Origin of the sequence: Streptomyces xylophagus, from assembly GCF_000716435.1 — a bacterium.
In the GTDB taxonomy this organism is placed as follows: Bacteria; Actinomycetota; Actinomycetes; order Streptomycetales; family Streptomycetaceae; genus Streptomyces; species Streptomyces xylophagus.
Map to the genome: position 1 here is coordinate 234,858 of NZ_JNWO01000008.1, position 16,936 is coordinate 251,793.

Below are 16,936 nucleotides of genomic sequence, written 5' to 3' on the forward strand. Positions count from 1 at the left end.
ACGGTGCAGGGCATGGACAAGGACGGGCCCCCGCGACTTCCCTCGCTGAACCGAAGGGAACAGGACATCCTCGCGCTGGAGCGCCGCGGCTTCCCGGGCCCCGGCGTGAAGGAGCGCGCGATACGCGAGGAGCTGGGCCTGGCCCCCGTGCGCTACTACCAGCTGCTCAACGCCCTGCTGGACGACGAGCGGGCGCTGGCCCACGACCCGGTGACGGTGAACAGGCTGAGACGGGTGCGGGAGACGCGGCGTTCGGAGCGGTGAGGGGAGCGGTGGGGCAGGCGCGGGTCCCGGCCGTGCGCCGGTGAGCGAGGGGTGAGTCCGGCCCCGCCCGGATAGGGTCGAGGTATGGGCAGCCCCAAGGACTCCACCGATCCCCAGGTCTCCGCCGATTCCCCGGACGTACTGCCGAATCCCGTCACCGGTGCCGGGCGCGAGGGTCTCGCAGCGATCCTCGCGAATTCGTCCGCTGCGGTGATCGGGCTCGACTTCGACGGCACGCTCGCGCCGATCGTGCCGGACCCCGAGCAGGCCCGGGCCCACCCGGGTGCGGTGCCCGCGCTGGCCGCTCTCGCCCCGAAGGTGGCCTCCGTGGCCGTGATCACCGGCCGTCCGGCCGGCGTAGCGGTCCGGAACGGAGGCTTCGCGGGCGTGCCGGGACTGGAACACCTCGTCGTCCTGGGCCACTACGGCACGGAACGCTGGGACGCGGTGAGCAGCACCGTCAGCGCCCCCGCCCCGCACCCCGGTGTGGCCGCCGTCCGCGCCGAACTCCCGGGCTTCCTCGACCGGATCGGCGCCTGGCAGGGCACCTGGATCGAGGAGAAGGGCCGCGCACTCGCCGTCCACACCCGCCGCGCCACCGACCCCCAGGCCGCCTACGAGGCCCTCCGCGGCCCCCTCACCGACCTCGCCACCCGCCACGGTCTGATCGTCGAACCCGGCCGCATGGTCCTGGAGTTGCGCCCGCCGGGCATGGACAAGGGTGTAGCCCTCCTCGACTACTTCCGCGAGACCGGCGCCGAGTCCGTCCTCTACGCCGGCGACGACCTCGGCGACCTCCCCGCCTTCGCCGCCGTCGAGAAACTCCGCTCGGACGGCGTCCCCGGTCTGCTGGTGTGCAGCGGCAGCGACGAGGTCACGGAACTGCGCGAGCGGGCCGACCTGGTGGTGGACGGCGCGGCGGGGGTGGTGGGGCTGCTGTCGGCGTTGGCGGTTCAACTGGGCTGAGCGGGTGGGGGTGTTGGTGGTGAGCCTGGGCGGGGTGTTGTGGCGGCCCGGGTGCCCCCAGGTCGGTCGATCCGGCGCTGCGCGCGGGCAGGTGTTCGCTGCTGCTGTCGCCGGCGGTGTCGGCGGCTCAACCGGGTTGATCGGAACGGGTGTTGATGGGGTTGGTCCGGCCGAAAGGCCGCTGTCCGCGCCCGCGCCGCCGGCTCAACTCGGCTGATCGCGCAGCGCGTTCAGCTGTTCCAGGAACCACTGGGCCGGCGGAAGGGCCGTAGCCGCGGCGGCCAACCGCTTGGTGCGCTCGGCCCGTTCCTCGGCCGGCATCGTCAGGGCCTCGTGGAGGGCGGCCGCCGTGCCGATCACGTCGTACGGGTTGACCGGGATCGCATCGTCGCCCAACTCCTCGTACGCGCCCGCCTCCCGGGAGAGGACCAGGACGCAGCCCTCGTCGGAGACGACGGGGACCTCCTTGGCGACGAGGTTCATGCCGTCGCGGATGGGGTTGACGAGGGCCACGTCGGCGAGGCGGTACGCGGCCAGGGAGCGGGCGAAGTCGTCCTTGACGTGCAGCACGACCGGGGTCCAACCCGCCGTCCCGTACCGGGAGTTGATCTCGTCGGCGACCCGCTGCACCTCGGCGGTGTAGTCGCGGTAGACGGCGAGATCCTGCCGGGACGGGTAGGCGAACGCCACGTGCACGACCCGCTCCAGCAACTCCGGGTGGTCGTCGAGGAGTTGGCGGTACGCCAGCAGCCCGCGCACGATGTTCTTGGACAGTTCGGTGCGGTCGACCCGGACGATGGTCCTGCGGCCCGCGCCGATCTCCTCGCGCAGCGCGACGATGCGCTCCTCCACGTCCGGCTCGTGCGAGCGGGCGCGCAGGAAGTCGGCGTCCGCACCGAGCCCGTGCACGCCGATCCGCGTGTCCCCGAGCCCCCCGGCGAACTCCGTACAGCAGGCCGTGAACGCGTCCGCCCAGCGGTGGGTGAGGAAGCCGAGCCGGTCCGCCCCGAGCATGCCCGTCAGCAACTGCTCCCGGATGTCGTCCGGCAGCATCCGGAAGTAGTCCACCGGCGCCCACGGCGTGTGCGAGAAGTGGCCGATGCGCAGGTCGGGGCGCAACTCGCGGAGCATCCCCGGAACCAGGCACAGGTGGTAGTCCTGCACGATCGCGACGGCACCCTCGGCCGCCTCCTCCGCCAGCGCCTCCGCGAACGCCCGGTTGTACGCCTCGTACGACGCCCACTGGCGCCGGAACTCCTTGTCGAAGACCGGCTCCAGCGGGGTCTGGTACAGCATGTGGTGGACGAACCACAGCACGGAGTTGGCGATGCCGTTGTACGCGTCGGCGTGCACGTCGGCCGGAATGGCGAGCATGCGGACGCCGTCCTCACCTACGCCCCGCCGTACCGCTTCCCGGTCGCCGTCGGACAGCGCCGAGCACACCCACAGCGCCCCCGCGTCCGGCCCGATCGCCGACAGCCCGGACACCAGCCCGCCGCCACCACGCTTGGCGCGCAGCGAACCGTCGTCGCCCACCTCGTACGAGACCGGGCCGCGATTGGACGCGACGAGCACCTGAGCAGCACCGGACGCGGACGAGGGGGACGACGTAGAAGCCATACGGCACAACCTAGCCCGGCCCGGAAACGCTCAAACGTACGGACGGGTCACAACGGACCGGACGGGTCCGTATACGGCCTGCGGCCGGCCGGGTCTCAGGCCACCTTGCGTGACTGGTACTCGGTGATGTCGGCCATCGGCGGCCTTTCCTCCGTGTCCACGGAGTACGTGCGCGGCTCGAAACCGTCCGGACCCCGCTCGAACTGCGTCAGGGACGGCCGGATGAGGTGACCGCGGGCCAGCCTCAGCTGTGCCGTGCGGTAGATCTGCGCGGCCATGCGGCCCAGCGCCTGCCCGTCCTGGTGGCGGTGCTTGCGCACGCCCACGTCGACCTGGGCGAGGGCGTCGAGGCCCACCAGGTGCAGCGCGTCGACGAGCATGCCCAGCTCGACGCCGTACCCGACCGGGAACGGCAGCTGTTCGAGCAGCGAGCGGCGGGCCGCGTACTCGCCGCCGAGCGGCTGTACGAAACCGGCCAGCTGCGGCCAGTGCATGTTCAGCAGCGGGCGCGCCATGAGTTCGGTGACACGTCCGCCCTGGCCGGCCGCGCCGCCGAGCGGGCGGTCGTACATCGCCTTGACGAGGTCGACGCCGGGGTCGGTGAGCAGCGGGCCCACGATCCCGGTGACGAAGTCCGAGGAGAACTCCTTCAGGTCCGCGTCGATGAAACAGACGATGTCGCCGCTGGTGACCAGCAGCGAGCGCCAGAGCACCTCGCCCTTGCCGGGCACGGCGGGTATGCGGGGCAGGATGTCGTCACGGTGCACGACCCGGGCGCCCGCCGCGGCGGCCACCTCGGAGGTGCGGTCGGTGGACCCGGAGTCGACGACGACGATCTCGTCGACGAGCGGGACCTGCTGCATGAGGTCGTGACGGATGATCGCGACGATGTCGCCCACCGTCGCTTCCTCGTTGAGCGCGGGGAGCACGACGGAGACCGACTGGCCCGTGCGGTGCTTCGCGGCCAGAATCTTGTGGAGCGGCCGGTCGGTCATGGACCAGGAGCGGGTGCTCAGCCAGTGCTCGACTTCCTTCAGCACGTTGCGCGGCTCCTCTGCGTTCTCTCGGCGAGGGCTGGTCACAGACAGTGAGTATGTGATCCATCTCGCGGTTCGGACGGCTCACTCAACTGTCCTGGCCTTCGGTTACAGTCTTGAACAACGCTGATGACCATCGCATGTCGGGGGCCGTCGGCGAGACAATTGCATACACAACTGAACACCGCTCATCCAGAGGGGCAGAGGGATACGGCCCGATGAAGCCCCGGCAACCCTCCAGCCGGTCTTGGCACGCAGCTGCACGCTGACGTGGTGAGGCTCCCGGCTCGGGAAGGTGCCAAATCCGTCTCACGGCGAGATGCGTCGTGAGGAAGATGAGGAGAAAGGGCCTCCCCTCCATGGCTGCGCAGACTGTTGCAAGCACCACGAACCCCGCGAAGACGGACACGACCGCCGCGGACACGACCCCCGCGAACGCCGTCGATCTCGGCCCCGCCACCGCGCTGTCCTGCCGCGAGTGCGGACACCGCGTCCCCCTCGGCCCGGTCTTCGCCTGCGAGGAGTGTTTCGGCCCGCTGGAGATCGCCTACGACTTCTCGGCCTACGACACCGAAGAGCTCCGCAAGCAGATCGAGGCGGGCCCCGCGAACATCTGGCGTTACGCGCCCCTCCTGCCCGTCCCCGCCGACGTGGCGACCAAGCCGAACATCAACCCCGGCTGGACCAAGCTCGTCCAGGCCGACAACCTCGCCCGCGAACTGGGCGTCGACGCGGGCAAGTTGTTCGTCAAGGACGACTCCGGCAACCCGACGCACTCCTTCAAGGACCGCGTCGTAGCGCAGGCCATCGAAGCGGCCCGCGCCTTCGACTTCACCACCCTCTCCTGCTCCTCCACCGGCAACCTCGCCGGCGCCGTCGGTGCCGCCGCCGCGCGCGCCGGGTTCCGCTCCTGCGTGTTCATCCCGCACGACCTGGAAGAGGGCAAGGTCGTCATGGCCGCGATCTACGGCGGCGAGCTCGTCGGCATCGAGGGCAACTACGACGACGTGAACCGCTTCTGCTCCGAGCTGATCGGCGACCCGGCGGGTGAGGGCTGGGGGTTCGTCAACGTCAACCTGCGGCCGTACTACGCGGAGGGCTCCAAGACCCTCGCGTACGAGATCTGCGAGCAGCTGGGCTGGCAGCTCCCGGACCAGCTCGTGGTTCCCATCGCCTCCGGTTCGCAGCTCACGAAGATCGACAAGGGCTTGCAGGAGCTGATCAAGCTCGGGCTCGTCGAGGACAAGCCGTACAAGATCTTCGGTGCGCAGGCGGAGGGTTGTTCGCCGGTGTCCGTCGCGTACAAGGCGGGGCATGACGTCGTACGGCCGCAGAAGCCGAACACGATCGCGAAGTCGCTGGCGATCGGGAACCCGGCGGACGGTCCGTATGTCCTCGATATCGCTCGGCGTACGGGTGGGGCGGTTGAGGACGTCAATGACGAGCAGGTCGTCGACGCGATCAAGTTGCTTGCGCAGACCGAGGGGATCTTTGCGGAGACCGCGGGTGGGGTGACCGTCGGTGTGGCGAAGAAGCTGATCGAGAACGGGTTGCTGGATCCGACGTTGACGACTGTCGTGCTGAACACCGGTGATGGTCTGAAGACGCTGGATGCGGTTGCCGGTACCGGGCTTACCGCGACTATCCGGCCGAGTCTTGAGTCGTTCAGGGACGCTGGGCTCGCCTCGTAATCGTTGTTCTTTGGCTGCGGGCCCGGTGGGGGCTGGTCGCGCAGTTCCCCGCGCCCCTAAAAGACAAAGCCGTACCTGACCGGAGGTCCTGAGCATGAGCGTTTCCGTCCGTATCCCCACCATCCTGCGCACCTACACCGGCGGGCAGGCCGAGGTCTCCGCCGAAGGTGCCACCCTCGCCGAGGTCATCGGCGACCTGGAGAAGAACCATGCCGGGATCTCCGCCCGGGTCCTGGACGACCAGGGCAAGCTGCGGCGGTTCGTCAACGTGTATGTGAACGATGACGACGTGCGGTTCGAGCAGGGGCTGGAGACGGCCACTCCGGACGGGGCCGGCGTCTCGATCATTCCGGCCGTCGCCGGAGGCTAGTCGTTACCCTCGGTAATGCCGATTACCGACTGTTCATCGAATTGCCCCCTCCGTGAGAGAAGCGGAGGGGGCAATTCTGTAGGGTTGAACGGGGTACAGTTGGGGAACCCGCTCCACTCCGCATGCCGGACGCATATGAGTACCGGCTCCGCGTGCGATGAGAAGTAGCCAAAGTGTGCAGGTCTTTTGTGGCTTATGTTCCCTTTATGGGGCCCGACTTGCCCTGAAGTCGGACGAATTCTCCGTAAATTCCCGACCGGTCCTGCCCGGAATTCTCGTCGGATTGACCTGTTGCAGACGGCAGTTGGACGGATACATTCGGCCGCGGTCGACGCGTTCCGGCGCACGCCCCCAATCCTGTGGGGGGTGAGGTCTGACCCGGATCCGCGAAGTGCGGGTCCGTGCAAGGGCCAGTAATAGGGGAGTTAGGCATGGCTCAGGGCACCGTCAAATGGTTCAACGCGGAGAAGGGGTACGGCTTCATCGCGGTCGACGGTGGTGCGGATGTTTTCGTCCACTACAGCGCGATTCAGATGGACGGCTACCGCACCCTGGAAGAGGGTCAGCGGGTCGATTTCGAGATCTCGCAGGGTCAGAAGGGGCCGCAGGCGGACATGGTCCGGCTCGCGACCAGCTGAAGCACGCGCCGACGAACAGCAGCGACGTTCTTCGTTCCTCACCGAAGGGCTCGTACTCCTGGGGGGTCACCTCCTGGGGTACGAGCCCTTCGGCATGCCCGGAGTGTGCCTCGCGCGCCCCGTGGTGGAGGGGGTCAGTACCTGGGAGCCGCTTGCACTCGACCATGCCGAGTGCTAATCATTGGCGTTAGCACTCTGAAGGTGAGAGTGATAACGAAGGACCGGGTCGGTGAGGCCCGCAGGCCAGGTGGTGCAAGGAACCACGGGGCAGGCAGGCCGTCCGTCGCGGGCGCCAGCGCGGTCCGGAGCAATCCACCCCAGTCCGGGAGGACCACTTCACATGGCCAAGATCATCGCGTTCGACGAGGAGGCACGGCGCGGTCTCGAGCGCGGGATGAACCAGCTCGCCGACGCCGTCAAGGTCACCCTTGGCCCCAAGGGCCGCAACGTCGTCCTCGAGAAGAAGTGGGGCGCCCCCACGATCACCAACGATGGTGTTTCCATCGCCAAGGAGATCGAGCTCGAGGACCCGTACGAGAAGATCGGCGCCGAGCTGGTCAAGGAAGTCGCCAAGAAGACGGACGACGTCGCCGGCGACGGTACGACCACGGCGACCGTGCTCGCCCAGGCCCTCGTCAAGGAGGGTCTGCGCAACGTGGCCGCAGGCGCCAACCCGATGGCCCTCAAGCGCGGTATCGAGAAGGCCGTCGAGGCCGTCTCCGGTGCCCTGCTGGAGCAGGCCAAGGACGTGGAGACCAAGGAGCAGATCGCTTCTACGGCCTCCATCTCCGCCGCCGACACCCAGATCGGCGAGCTCATCGCCGAGGCGATGGACAAGGTCGGCAAGGAAGGCGTCATCACCGTCGAGGAGTCGCAGACCTTCGGTCTCGAGCTCGAGCTCACCGAGGGCATGCGCTTCGACAAGGGCTACATCTCGGCGTACTTCGCCACCGACATGGAGCGTATGGAGGCGTCGCTCGACGACCCGTACATCCTGATCGCCAACTCGAAGATCGCCAACGTCAAGGACCTGCTCCCGCTCCTGGAGAAGGTCATGCAGTCGGGCAAGCCGCTGCTGATCATCGCCGAGGACGTCGAGGGCGAGGCCCTGTCCACGCTGGTCGTCAACAAGATCCGCGGCACCTTCAAGTCCGTCGCCGTCAAGGCTCCGGGCTTCGGTGACCGCCGCAAGGCCATGCTCGGCGACATCGCCATCCTCACGGGCGGCGAGGTCATCTCCGAGGAGGTCGGCCTCAAGCTGGAGAACGCGACCGTGGATCTCCTCGGCCGCGCCCGCAAGGTCGTCATCACCAAGGACGAGACGACGATCGTCGACGGCTCGGGCTCGGCGGACCAGGTTGCCGGTCGCGTCAACCAGATCCGTGCCGAGATCGAGAACAGCGACTCGGACTACGACCGCGAGAAGCTCCAGGAGCGCCTCGCCAAGCTCGCCGGCGGCGTCGCCGTCATCAAGGCGGGCGCGGCCACCGAGGTCGAGCTCAAGGAGCGCAAGCACCGCATCGAGGACGCCGTTCGCAACGCGAAGGCGGCCGTCGAGGAGGGCATCGTCGCCGGTGGCGGCGTCGCGCTCATCCAGGCCGGCAGCGTCTTCGAGAAGCTCGAGCTCGAAGGTGACGAGGCCACCGGTGCCGCGATCGTGAAGCTGGCCCTCGAGGCCCCGCTGAAGCAGATCGCGGTCAACGCCGGCCTCGAAGGCGGCGTCGTGGTGGAGAAGGTCCGCAACCTCACCCCGGGTCACGGCCTCAACGCCGCGACCGGCGAGTACGTGGACCTCATCGCCGAGGGCATCATCGACCCGGCGAAGGTGACGCGCTCTGCCCTGCAGAACGCGGCCTCCATCGCCGCGCTGTTCCTCACCACCGAGGCCGTCATCGCCGACAAGCCGGAGAAGGCCGGTGCCGGCGCGGGCGCCGGTGGCGGCATGCCGGGCGGTGACATGGACTTCTGATCGACCGCTTCCGGTTGATCAACGGTCTTACCGAGGGCGGTACTTCCTGTTCCGACAGGGGGTACCGCCCTCGGGCGTGTCCGGGATCGTGTCCGGTATCACAGGGCGAGGCGCCGTCCGGTCGGAATGAGGGGCTTGGCCGGAAGGTTGTTGTTGACGCATGATCGATGCATACGCACATACCACCTGGTACCTGATGCCGGATGCCTGGTAATCCCGAGGAGCCCCCACACGTGTCTACGACCGCCCCCGCCTCCCGAGCGGCCGAAGTTCTCGCCCGCCCGATCACCCTCAACGGCCTGACCGTCCCCAACCGGATCGTCATGGCACCGATGACCCGGCAGTTCTCGCCGGGCGGCATCCCGGGTGAGGACGTGGTGTCGTACTACTCCCGTCGTGCCGCCGCGGGCGTGGGCCTGATCGTCACCGAGGGGACCTACGTCGGTCACGAGTCGGCCGGGCAGAGCGACCGCGTCCCGCGCTTCCACGGCGCGGAGCAGCTCGCGGGCTGGGCGAAGGTGGCCGAGGGCGTGCACGCGGCGGGCGGCACGATCGTGCCGCAGCTGTGGCACATCGGCATGGTCCGCGAGCAGGGCCAGCCGCCGTTCGCGGACGCCCCCGCGGTCGGCCCCTCCGGGCTGCGCATCGGCAGTGACGAGGTCACCGGTACGGCCATGACGCAGCGGGACCTGGACGACGTCATCGGCGCCTTCGCCGAGGCGGCCGCCGCGGCCGAGCGCATCGGCTTCGACGGCGTGGAACTCCACGGCGCGCACGGCTACCTCCTCGACCAGTTCCTGTACGCGGGCACCAACCGCCGTACGGACGCCTACGGCGGTGACGCGGTCGCCCGCACCAAGTTCGCGGCGGAGATCGTGGCGGCGGTCCGCGAGACCGTCTCCCCGGAGTTCCCGATCATCTTCCGCTACTCGCAGTGGAAGCAGGACGTCTACGGTGCCCGGCTCGCCGAGACCCCGGAGGAGCTGGAGGCCATCCTGACCCCGCTCGCCGCGGCCGGCGTGGACGTCTTCCACGCCTCCACCCGCCGTTACTGGCTCCCCGAGTTCGAGGACACCGGCTCCGACCTCAACCTCGCGGGCTGGACCAAGAAGCTCACCGGCAAGCAGACCATCACCGTCGGCTCGGTCGGCCTCGACGGCGACTTCCTCAAGGGCTTCCGCGGCGAGGGCGCTCCGCTCAAGGGCATCGACGACCTCCTCGACAGCCTGGAGCGCGACGAGTTCGACATGGTCGCGGTGGGCCGGGCGCTGCTCCAGGACCCGGAGTGGGCGGCGAAGGTGCTCGCGGGGCGGGTGGAGGAGCTGGCGCCGTACGACGCGGCGGCGCTGCGCTCGCTGAGCTGACGCCGGCACACACATGAAGAACGGCCGGGGCTTTCTGCCCCGGCCGTTCTTGTCGTCCCGTCGCGTCCCCGACCGACGCGTTACTCCCGCACCCGGCGCCTCAGGCGTACCGCGCCGTAGATCGCGGAGTGCACCACAGCCACCAGGACACAGAGGGCGAGCGTGGTCAGGGCCCAGTCGCCCAGGGTCGCCGACCAGCCTCCCGACCACACGGCGTGCAGCACCGCGTCCCCCAGGTCGAAGACCGAGACCCCGAGGACGACCAGGAGCGAGACCCGCAACTGTCGTATCAGTCCCGTCACTCCGCGACCCGCCCGAAGAATCCGAGGGCGGACGCGTACGGCGCCGTCAGCAGGAGTGCGGGCCGGTCTCACCCGAACATCCCGGTGCACACGGCGTGCAGGGGCACGAAGACCCACGCTCCTTTCAAGACGACGCTGCGCAAGCGGCTTTCCTCCCGTCGCTCGAAGTAGTACTCGACGGCCCGGACAAGGAGCACCGGGATGACCACGCCCGCGAGTACGCCCTCCAGGAACGGCGTACGAGACCCTGTGGAGCGTTGCATCCCCCAGCTCACCGCCATGACGCCCAACAGGACGTACTGAAACGGAAGATCGGTGACCATCTTCTTGTTGGCGGCGGCGAGCCCGGCAATGCCAAGCAACTCGGCCACCACGACAGCGAACAGGGCTATGTCCAACACGCCGGCAACGAACCTTTCTCCAGCAAACGGAACTGACGGAAAAGGACCTCAGCGGGTCGGCCGGTCACCATGCCTTGCGGCAGGCGGTCTTGATGTCGTTCCACCCGAAGTACAGGGTGAAGATCCCCTGGACCACGGAGTTGGCGTTGAACCCTTCGCCGCGGACGATCCGCCGGACGACGCGGATGATTCGCTTCGCGCGCTTCAGATCCCTCGAGATCCGGTACGCGATCGTCACGATCTTGGTCCACGAGGTCCAGGGAATGACGCTGAGGATGAGCATCCCGACGAGCATGATGCACCGCCGCTTCCAGTACCAGCTGCTCCACCAGCTCGTACCGTCGAGGTCGTACATCATGACCGGGTCGACAGGGTAGCCGTAGTGATTCGGCGAGCCCTCGACGACCGAGTCGACCTGGAGCAACCGTCCCGTGGACGGGTCGTACAGCCGCAACCCCATCAGCGTGTAACCGCTGAGCGTGTCGCCGGAGCGCTGCTTGGTGCCGGTCCAGCCGTAGCGGGTGGCCGCTGTGTCGTCCTGGACGTTGCCGTACTCGTCATAGTGCTGGACGGTGGCCGCGACGGTGGTGTCCAGCGGGAGCTGGACGGCGATGTCGCCGTGCAGGTTGGCGAGTTGCAGGACGGCTGTGCCGTCGGCGCCCGTGGTGGCGGTGAGGTCACCGGTGAGGTCCTGGACATTTCGGGTGACGGTGGTGCCGGTCTTCGTCCAGGTGGGGCTGTCGCAGCCGCAGCCGTAGTGGCTGGTCGTGGTGGACGACGTGGTCCAGGTGCCGTCGGTCGCCTGGGTCTGGGCGGTCTGGACGGCGAGGCGTCCGGCGGCGTCCAGGGACCAGGAGTTACGGCTGGTGCCTAGGGTCTCGGTGCGCACCAGGTCGTTGGTGTAGTACGCCAGGGTCGTGCTGCCGCTCGTGGTGGTGCGGCCGAACGCGTCATAGACGTAGCCGGAGTTGACCAGCCGGTCCGCCGAATCGTACGTGTACGACGTGGTGTTCGCGGTGGTGTCGGAGGTGCTGCTGTCGCAGTCGTCCGAACTCGCGGTCAGGGCCGTGCGGTTGCTGTTCGCGTCGAAGGTGTAGGCGCGGGCGGTGCAGCCGTTGGCCGTGGTGTCGGCGGCCTTCGTGAGGCGGCCGGCACTGTCGTAGGTGTACGCCGTTTCCGTCGTCGAGCCGTCGGTCTGGGTGTGGCCGGAGCGGTGTCCGGCGACCGTGTAACCGGCGGTGTCGGAGGCGACGGTGGTGCCGTCCGACGTCGTGTATTCGCGGCCGGTCTGCTGGCCGGCCGGGTCGGTGGTGACGGTGAGGGTGTAGCTGCCGGGCAGGGTCTCCGTCACCAGCGTGCCGTCGGCGTCGTAGGTGCCGGTGAAGGTGCCCGCGACCGAGTCGGTCAGGGTCTTCAGCTTGCCTGCGGTGCCGTAGGCGTAGGTGACGGTGGACGGGGCCGAGTCGGTGGTCTTCACCGGGCGGTCCAGCACGTCGTACGACGTGGTGCTGGTGTTGCCCGCGCCGTCGGCGTACGAGGTCTGCCGGCCCAGATCGTCATACCCGGCCGCGATGGTCTGGCCGTTGGACGTCTGCGTGGCGATCTGCCCGTTGGTCTCGTCGTAGGTGACGGTGGTGGCGGGGGTGTCCGTGCCCGTGCCGCCGGTGATCGCCGTGCTGGTCGTCCGGCCGGCCGCGTCCACCGTGATGGTGGTGGTGCGGGTCACGCTGTTGGCGGTCTCCGCTTTGCCCGCGCCCTGGCCCCATCGGTCGTAGGTGTAGACGGTGGTGACCGCTTCGGTGGGGTTGGTCCCACCGCCGGTGATCGCCGCCGCGGGCGCGGTCCTGCAGAGCAGGCCGTCCCACGCGACCGAGGCGCAGGTGCCGGAGGCGTCCGCGTCGTAGTACGTGTACGCCAGGGTGCCCGCGTCCGAGCCGGAGGAGCCCGCGGTGCGCGTGGTGGCGACGCGGCCGGCGTCGTCGTACGTCGTCACGAGCGCTGTGGTCCCACCGCCCTCGGTGGCCTTCTCCCGGCCGGTGGACCAGTCGTAGGTGGTCGTGGTCGTGGTGGTGTCGGCGTCGGTGGCGTAGCCCGCGACGGACGCGCCGGTGACCGTGGAGGTCACCAGGTCGGAGACCGCCGCGTCGGTGGGCTTGTTCTCGTCGTAGGTGTACGCCGTGTGGGCGCGGGCCGGGACCACCGTGCCCGCCGCGAGTGTCGACTCGGTGGTGGAGCCGGTCAGTTCCTTCGCGAGGGTGACGGCGTGCAGGGGGCCGTACTCGTCGGTGAGGCGTTCGCCGTCCGCCGAGTACTCGGAGACCGTGGCCAGCAGTTGGGCGCGGTCGGCGGTGGACAGGTTGGTCAGGCCGAGTTCGGCCAGCTCGTCCGCGGAACCGCCGAGCGCCAGCTCGCGGTTGGCCGCGGTGAGATCCGCGACCGTGTTGCCGTACTCGTCGTACTCGGTCGTGGTGATCGGGCCACCGGGCCTGGCGGTGTTGGTCTCCTCGCCGCTCGCGTTGATGTAGGTGACGGTCGCGCGGTCGTACGCCGAAGACGTCAGGTCGCTGCCGGTGGTGGAAGCCGGGACGCTGTCCGCCGGGAAGACGGCGGTGGCGTCGGTCGGGGCTTCGTCCTGCGCCCAGGTCGCGACCGTGGTGGCGTCCATCTGGTGCGGGGCGGTGGTGCCGGAGAGCGGGACGTCGTAGACGACGGTGGTGACCGCCGTGCCGGACGTGGTGCTGTCCGAACCCTCGGCCAGGGCCGCGCGGGTGGCCTTGAGCAGCATGCCCGCGCCCGCGGTCAGGGCCGAGCCGGCCTTGCCGTAGGTGAACGTCCAGGGCAACTCGCCGGGGTTGGTGAGGGTCTCCACCCGGCCGTCGGAGTCGTAGGTGTACTCCGTCTTCAGGGCCGGGCTGATGCGCGGGTCCCAGACCTGGCGGAGCTTGCCGGACGCTCCGTACGCGTACGAAGTGAGGGTCTCGGCGGTGGCGGCGGTGGCACCCGGGGTGGTGGCCCACAGCTTGATCGCCTTGACCTGGCCCGTGTAGTCGCCCAGCGCGCTGGACGTGGCGGTGGTGGACGAGGCGTAGACGAACTCCAGGACCCGGCAGCCCTTGGTGGTGGGCGTCGCCTGGCAGGTGGCCGCGGTGACCGCGCCGGTCGGGGAGATCACGTACTTGGGCCGCGCCAGGGTCGTGGTGCCGGAGGTGACCGTTTCCGAGACGGTGGTGACCGTGGTGTCGTCGACCGCGGTGGCGGAGGAGGACAGGGTCCAGGTCGTCGCTGCGGAGGCCGCCTTCGTGAACACCGTGGTGTTGGCGTCGGTGTCGGTGAGCGTGAACGTCGTGCCGGACGACGTGCCCGTCAGGGTGAGGGTCTCGGCGCCGGTCTGCGGAGCCCAACTCCCGTCCGAGTTCAGCGTGAACGCGATCGCGCCGCCGTCCCCGCTGAGCAGTTCGACGGAGGTGCCGGAGGTCTTGCGGATCTGTGTGTAGTCGCTCGTCGCACCCGTGACGGAGGAGGTCCAGCCGGGGCCGAAGATCTCGGCCTGGCCCTCGGTGTCGGTGGAGTTGGCGCGCGAGGAGTAGGTGCGGCTGACGGAGGCTTCGAAGGCGGTGGCGTCGGTGGCGTCCAGCGTGTAGTCGCCGGTGAGCTGGTTCACCGTGCCGGGGCCGACCTCGGCGGTCGGCGCGGTGCCCGCGTCGCGGTCGAGGGTGGCCTCGACGGTCTGCGAGTAGCCGGTGGTGGTGCCGTCGGTGAAGGCGGCACGCAGTTCGATCGCGCCGTCCTCGGAGAGTGAACTGACCGTGTTCCAGACCAACTTGGCGGCGGTGCCGCTGGTGACGGCGACCGGCCAGGCGGAGACCGCGCTGCCGGAGGCGGTGACGTCACCGACCGGGACGGTGTGCCAGGTGTCGGTCTCGCCGCGCCGGTACTGCCAGGTCACACCCGTGTAGGTCGTGAGCCCCTTGGCGGCGAGGGTCAGGCGGCGGGCGGTGGTGTCACCGCCGGCCGGGGAGAGGATCGCCGCGCCGTCCGCGCCGACACCGAAGCTGTAGGCGGTGGTTGCGGCGGAGAAGTTTCCACCCGAGTCGACGGTACGGGCGTAGAGCGTGTGCCAGCCGTTCGCCGGGTCGATGGAGACGGTGGCCGCGTCGCCGCCGTTGCCGTTGGTGGTGTCCAGCTTCTTGTTCGGCAGGCTGCTGTTGTCCAGCCCCCAGTGGTAGCCGGCCCCGTCGGACGAGGAGGTGTCGATGGTGCAGGTGTCGGCGTCGTCGGCCTTCGCCGTCCAGCCGTTCTGTGTGTACGTGTCGCAGGTGACGGTGGGTGCGGCGGGCAGGCCGGTGTTCATCACGAAGGTGGTGTAGCCGGTCCAACTGCCGTAGTCCGTACCGTCGTAGGCCCGCACCCGGTACCGCAGGTGCACGCCCGCCGGGAAGGCGGAGGCCGACGGGATCGTGAGCTTCGCCGTCGCACCGGAGGCCACCGAGGACGACGTGGCGGTGTATGTGTATGTGGTGTCGGCGTACGCCGGGTCCGCCGTGACCTCGAACTGCCCCTTCGTGGCCGACCCGTCGGGGTCGGTGACCTTCGCCGAGAGGGTCGGGGTGAGGGAGGTGACGTAGCGCTTGCCGTTGTAGGCGTTGACCTGTGAGGGCGAGATCGCCGCCGAACTCGGCGTCGCCGGATACGAGTTGTACGTCACCGTCAGGTGCGGCTCGGTCGAGCCGTCCCCGGAGACGTAGTTGGCGGAACGGAAGCGCCGCCAGGTCAGCGAGTCGGTCTCGCTCGCGCCACGCACCTGGAGGCCGTAGTTGGTCGAACCGTCCGCCCAGGCCTGCACGATGGTGTCGATGTCGAAGTTCATGGTGCCCGCCGGGCAGGAGGTGCTGTAGCCCAGCGCGGCGGTGTTGGTCACCGCGCCCGTCGTGGTGGTCGACGGCTGGGCGGCCCAGGTGACGGTGGAGGACGACCAGGTGGAGGTGATCCGCCGCACCTGCGTACCCGCGCCCGAGGTGGAGCAGGTCGAGGCGTAGTACGAGTACAGCGCGAGGTTCGTGTCGGTGATGTGCTTGCCGGCGAACTTCGACACGTCGAACTTCAGGTACGAGCGCGCCACATCACTGCCCGCGTCGTACGTGCCCGACTTCAACTCCGTCGAGGAGACCTGGGAGTCGGTGTAGTCCGGCGTCTGCACCCAGGTGTCCGTGGTGACGGCGAGGGTCGAGGTCGGGTCGACGGTGACCGGGTAGGTCAGGTCCTGGGCCAAGTAGTCCGCGTCGGGACTGAGAACCAGGGTCTGGGTGCCGTCGGCTGCGGTCTCCACCTTGGTGGTGACCTTCGCCTGGTGCTTCGACTCACCGGAAGCGTCGTCCTTGGAGGAGTCCCACATCATCGGCGCGGGCGCCTCGGCGACCAGCTTGCCGTCGGCGTTCTTCAGCAGCAGGTGGCCGGAGTCGGCGATCGACAGCTCAAGTCCCTTGAGCTGCATGGGGATTCGGTACACCGGGGCGCTGTCGGGCTTGGCGTCCAGGACGATGTTCTGGCTGAAGCCCTGGGCCAGCGCGGTCACCGTCAGGGTCTGGTCGTCGCCCAGGTCGTAGGAGGCGGTGTCGTCCTTCACCGTCGGCGTGGGGAGTTTCGACTCCCAGCCCAGGCCGAACGACGTGCTCCCCTTGTCGACCGACACCAGCGCGGTGTCACCGCCGTCGGAGACCGCGATGTCGGCCGCGGCGACGTCCGGCTCCAGCGACGCGCCCGTGTCCGACAGCGAGGTGTCGATGTCCCGCCAGGTTCCGCCGGCCACCTGCTGCCGGATCGGCCCCGCGTACGTCGACGTCTGCAGCTCACCGCTCGGCAGCGCGTTCGTCGTCGAGTCCGCCGTCCGCTCCGACAGCACCTCGATCTTCCGGTCCTGCAACCGTGCCATGAGCAGCGCCGCGTCCACCGAATCCGCCGACGAGGCAGCCGACTTGGTGTCCGCCACGGCCGCTGCGACCGTGGTGCCCGAGTCGGCCGCGAAGGCCGCACCCGACTCCAACGACACCAGCGCCGTCTCCGCCGCCAGCACTGCGGCCACGGCCAGCGCCGTACGCCTCGGCAAAGCTCCCGATGATCTCCCCCGCCCCCTTGTGGCCGAGAAGACCCTTCTCCCCTTGAGTCCCAACTCAACTCCAGCGATCACCTCGTGACGCTCAGTGCGTCACGAACCGCTGATAAAAGGTCAAGAAACTGTGAAGCGAAGCAAAAGGAAAGTCACGAAGTGATCAAAAGCCAGAGCTTCTGGCATACCTGCTCTTGACCCGGGCGGGGTT

At 69.0% G+C, this 16,936-nt stretch carries 12 protein-coding genes and 1 riboswitch; of the genes, 7 read left to right on the plus strand and 5 right to left on the minus strand.

The window, feature by feature from the left end; all coding sequences use genetic code 11:
• Positions 1-12: 12 nt before the first annotated feature.
• The gene (locus OO70_RS21085) at positions 13-264 is read left to right on the plus strand and encodes a DUF3263 domain-containing protein (RefSeq protein ID WP_043673450.1); all 252 of its coding nucleotides are present in this window, start codon (positions 13-15) and stop codon (positions 262-264) included.
• Positions 265-348: 84 nt separating this feature from the next.
• Positions 349-1,230 carry a trehalose-phosphatase gene (gene otsB, locus OO70_RS21090; RefSeq protein WP_043673452.1) on the plus strand — a complete coding sequence of 294 codons (882 nt, stop codon included), beginning with the start codon at positions 349-351 and terminating at the stop codon, positions 1,228-1,230.
• Positions 1,231-1,434: 204 nt separating this feature from the next.
• Here otsB and OO70_RS21095 read toward each other — a convergent pair whose 3' ends face one another.
• Both OO70_RS21095 and OO70_RS21100 read right to left on the minus strand, forming a co-directional pair.
• Positions 1,435-2,850 carry an alpha,alpha-trehalose-phosphate synthase (UDP-forming) gene (locus tag OO70_RS21095; RefSeq protein ID WP_051741461.1) on the minus strand — a complete coding sequence of 472 codons (1,416 nt, stop codon included), beginning with the start codon at positions 2,848-2,850 and terminating at the stop codon, positions 1,435-1,437.
• 95 nt (positions 2,851-2,945) lie between these two features.
• Complete coding sequence (locus OO70_RS21100; protein ID WP_043673456.1) at positions 2,946-3,890, minus strand: glucosyl-3-phosphoglycerate synthase; 945 nt, start codon at positions 3,888-3,890, stop codon at positions 2,946-2,948.
• 182 nt (positions 3,891-4,072) lie between these two features.
• Positions 4,073-4,229: riboswitch (SAM riboswitch) on the plus strand.
• 17 nt (positions 4,230-4,246) lie between these two features.
• Between OO70_RS21100 and thrC the strand changes: the two genes are divergently transcribed.
• The 5 genes from thrC (at position 4,247) to OO70_RS21125 (ending at position 9,919) form a co-directional block, all read left to right on the plus strand.
• Positions 4,247-5,578 carry a threonine synthase gene (gene thrC, locus OO70_RS21105; RefSeq protein WP_043673458.1) on the plus strand — a complete coding sequence of 444 codons (1,332 nt, stop codon included), beginning with the start codon at positions 4,247-4,249 and terminating at the stop codon, positions 5,576-5,578.
• Between the two features lie 94 nt (positions 5,579-5,672).
• Entirely contained in the window at positions 5,673-5,948 is a 276-nt protein-coding gene (locus tag OO70_RS21110; RefSeq protein ID WP_043673460.1) for a MoaD/ThiS family protein, read from the plus strand.
• A 431-nt stretch (positions 5,949-6,379) separates the two neighbouring features.
• A complete protein-coding gene (locus OO70_RS21115; protein WP_019057200.1) occupies positions 6,380-6,586 on the plus strand; it encodes a cold-shock protein in 207 nt (68 codons plus the stop codon).
• 340 nt (positions 6,587-6,926) lie between these two features.
• Positions 6,927-8,555, plus strand: a complete 1,629-nt coding sequence (gene groL, locus OO70_RS21120; protein ID WP_043673463.1) for a chaperonin GroEL — start codon at positions 6,927-6,929, stop codon at positions 8,553-8,555.
• A 203-nt stretch (positions 8,556-8,758) separates the two neighbouring features.
• The gene (locus OO70_RS21125; RefSeq protein WP_106971721.1) at positions 8,759-9,919 is read left to right on the plus strand and encodes an NADH:flavin oxidoreductase; all 1,161 of its coding nucleotides are present in this window, start codon (positions 8,759-8,761) and stop codon (positions 9,917-9,919) included.
• Positions 9,920-9,999: 80 nt separating this feature from the next.
• On the opposite strand, the gene OO70_RS21130 is transcribed toward OO70_RS21125, so the two are convergent.
• From OO70_RS21130 to OO70_RS21140, 3 genes are all read right to left on the minus strand, one after another.
• Positions 10,000-10,221: a hypothetical protein gene (locus OO70_RS21130; RefSeq protein WP_158711498.1), complete on the minus strand. Its 222-nt coding sequence runs from the start codon at positions 10,219-10,221 to the stop codon at positions 10,000-10,002.
• Between the two features lie 68 nt (positions 10,222-10,289).
• On the minus strand, positions 10,290-10,622 hold the full coding sequence (locus tag OO70_RS21135) for a hypothetical protein (protein ID WP_043673472.1): 333 nt from the start codon (positions 10,620-10,622) through the stop codon (positions 10,290-10,292).
• A 64-nt stretch (positions 10,623-10,686) separates the two neighbouring features.
• Complete coding sequence (locus tag OO70_RS21140; protein ID WP_324604865.1) at positions 10,687-16,701, minus strand: DNRLRE domain-containing protein; 6,015 nt, start codon at positions 16,699-16,701, stop codon at positions 10,687-10,689.
• Positions 16,702-16,936: the final 235 nt, after the last annotated feature.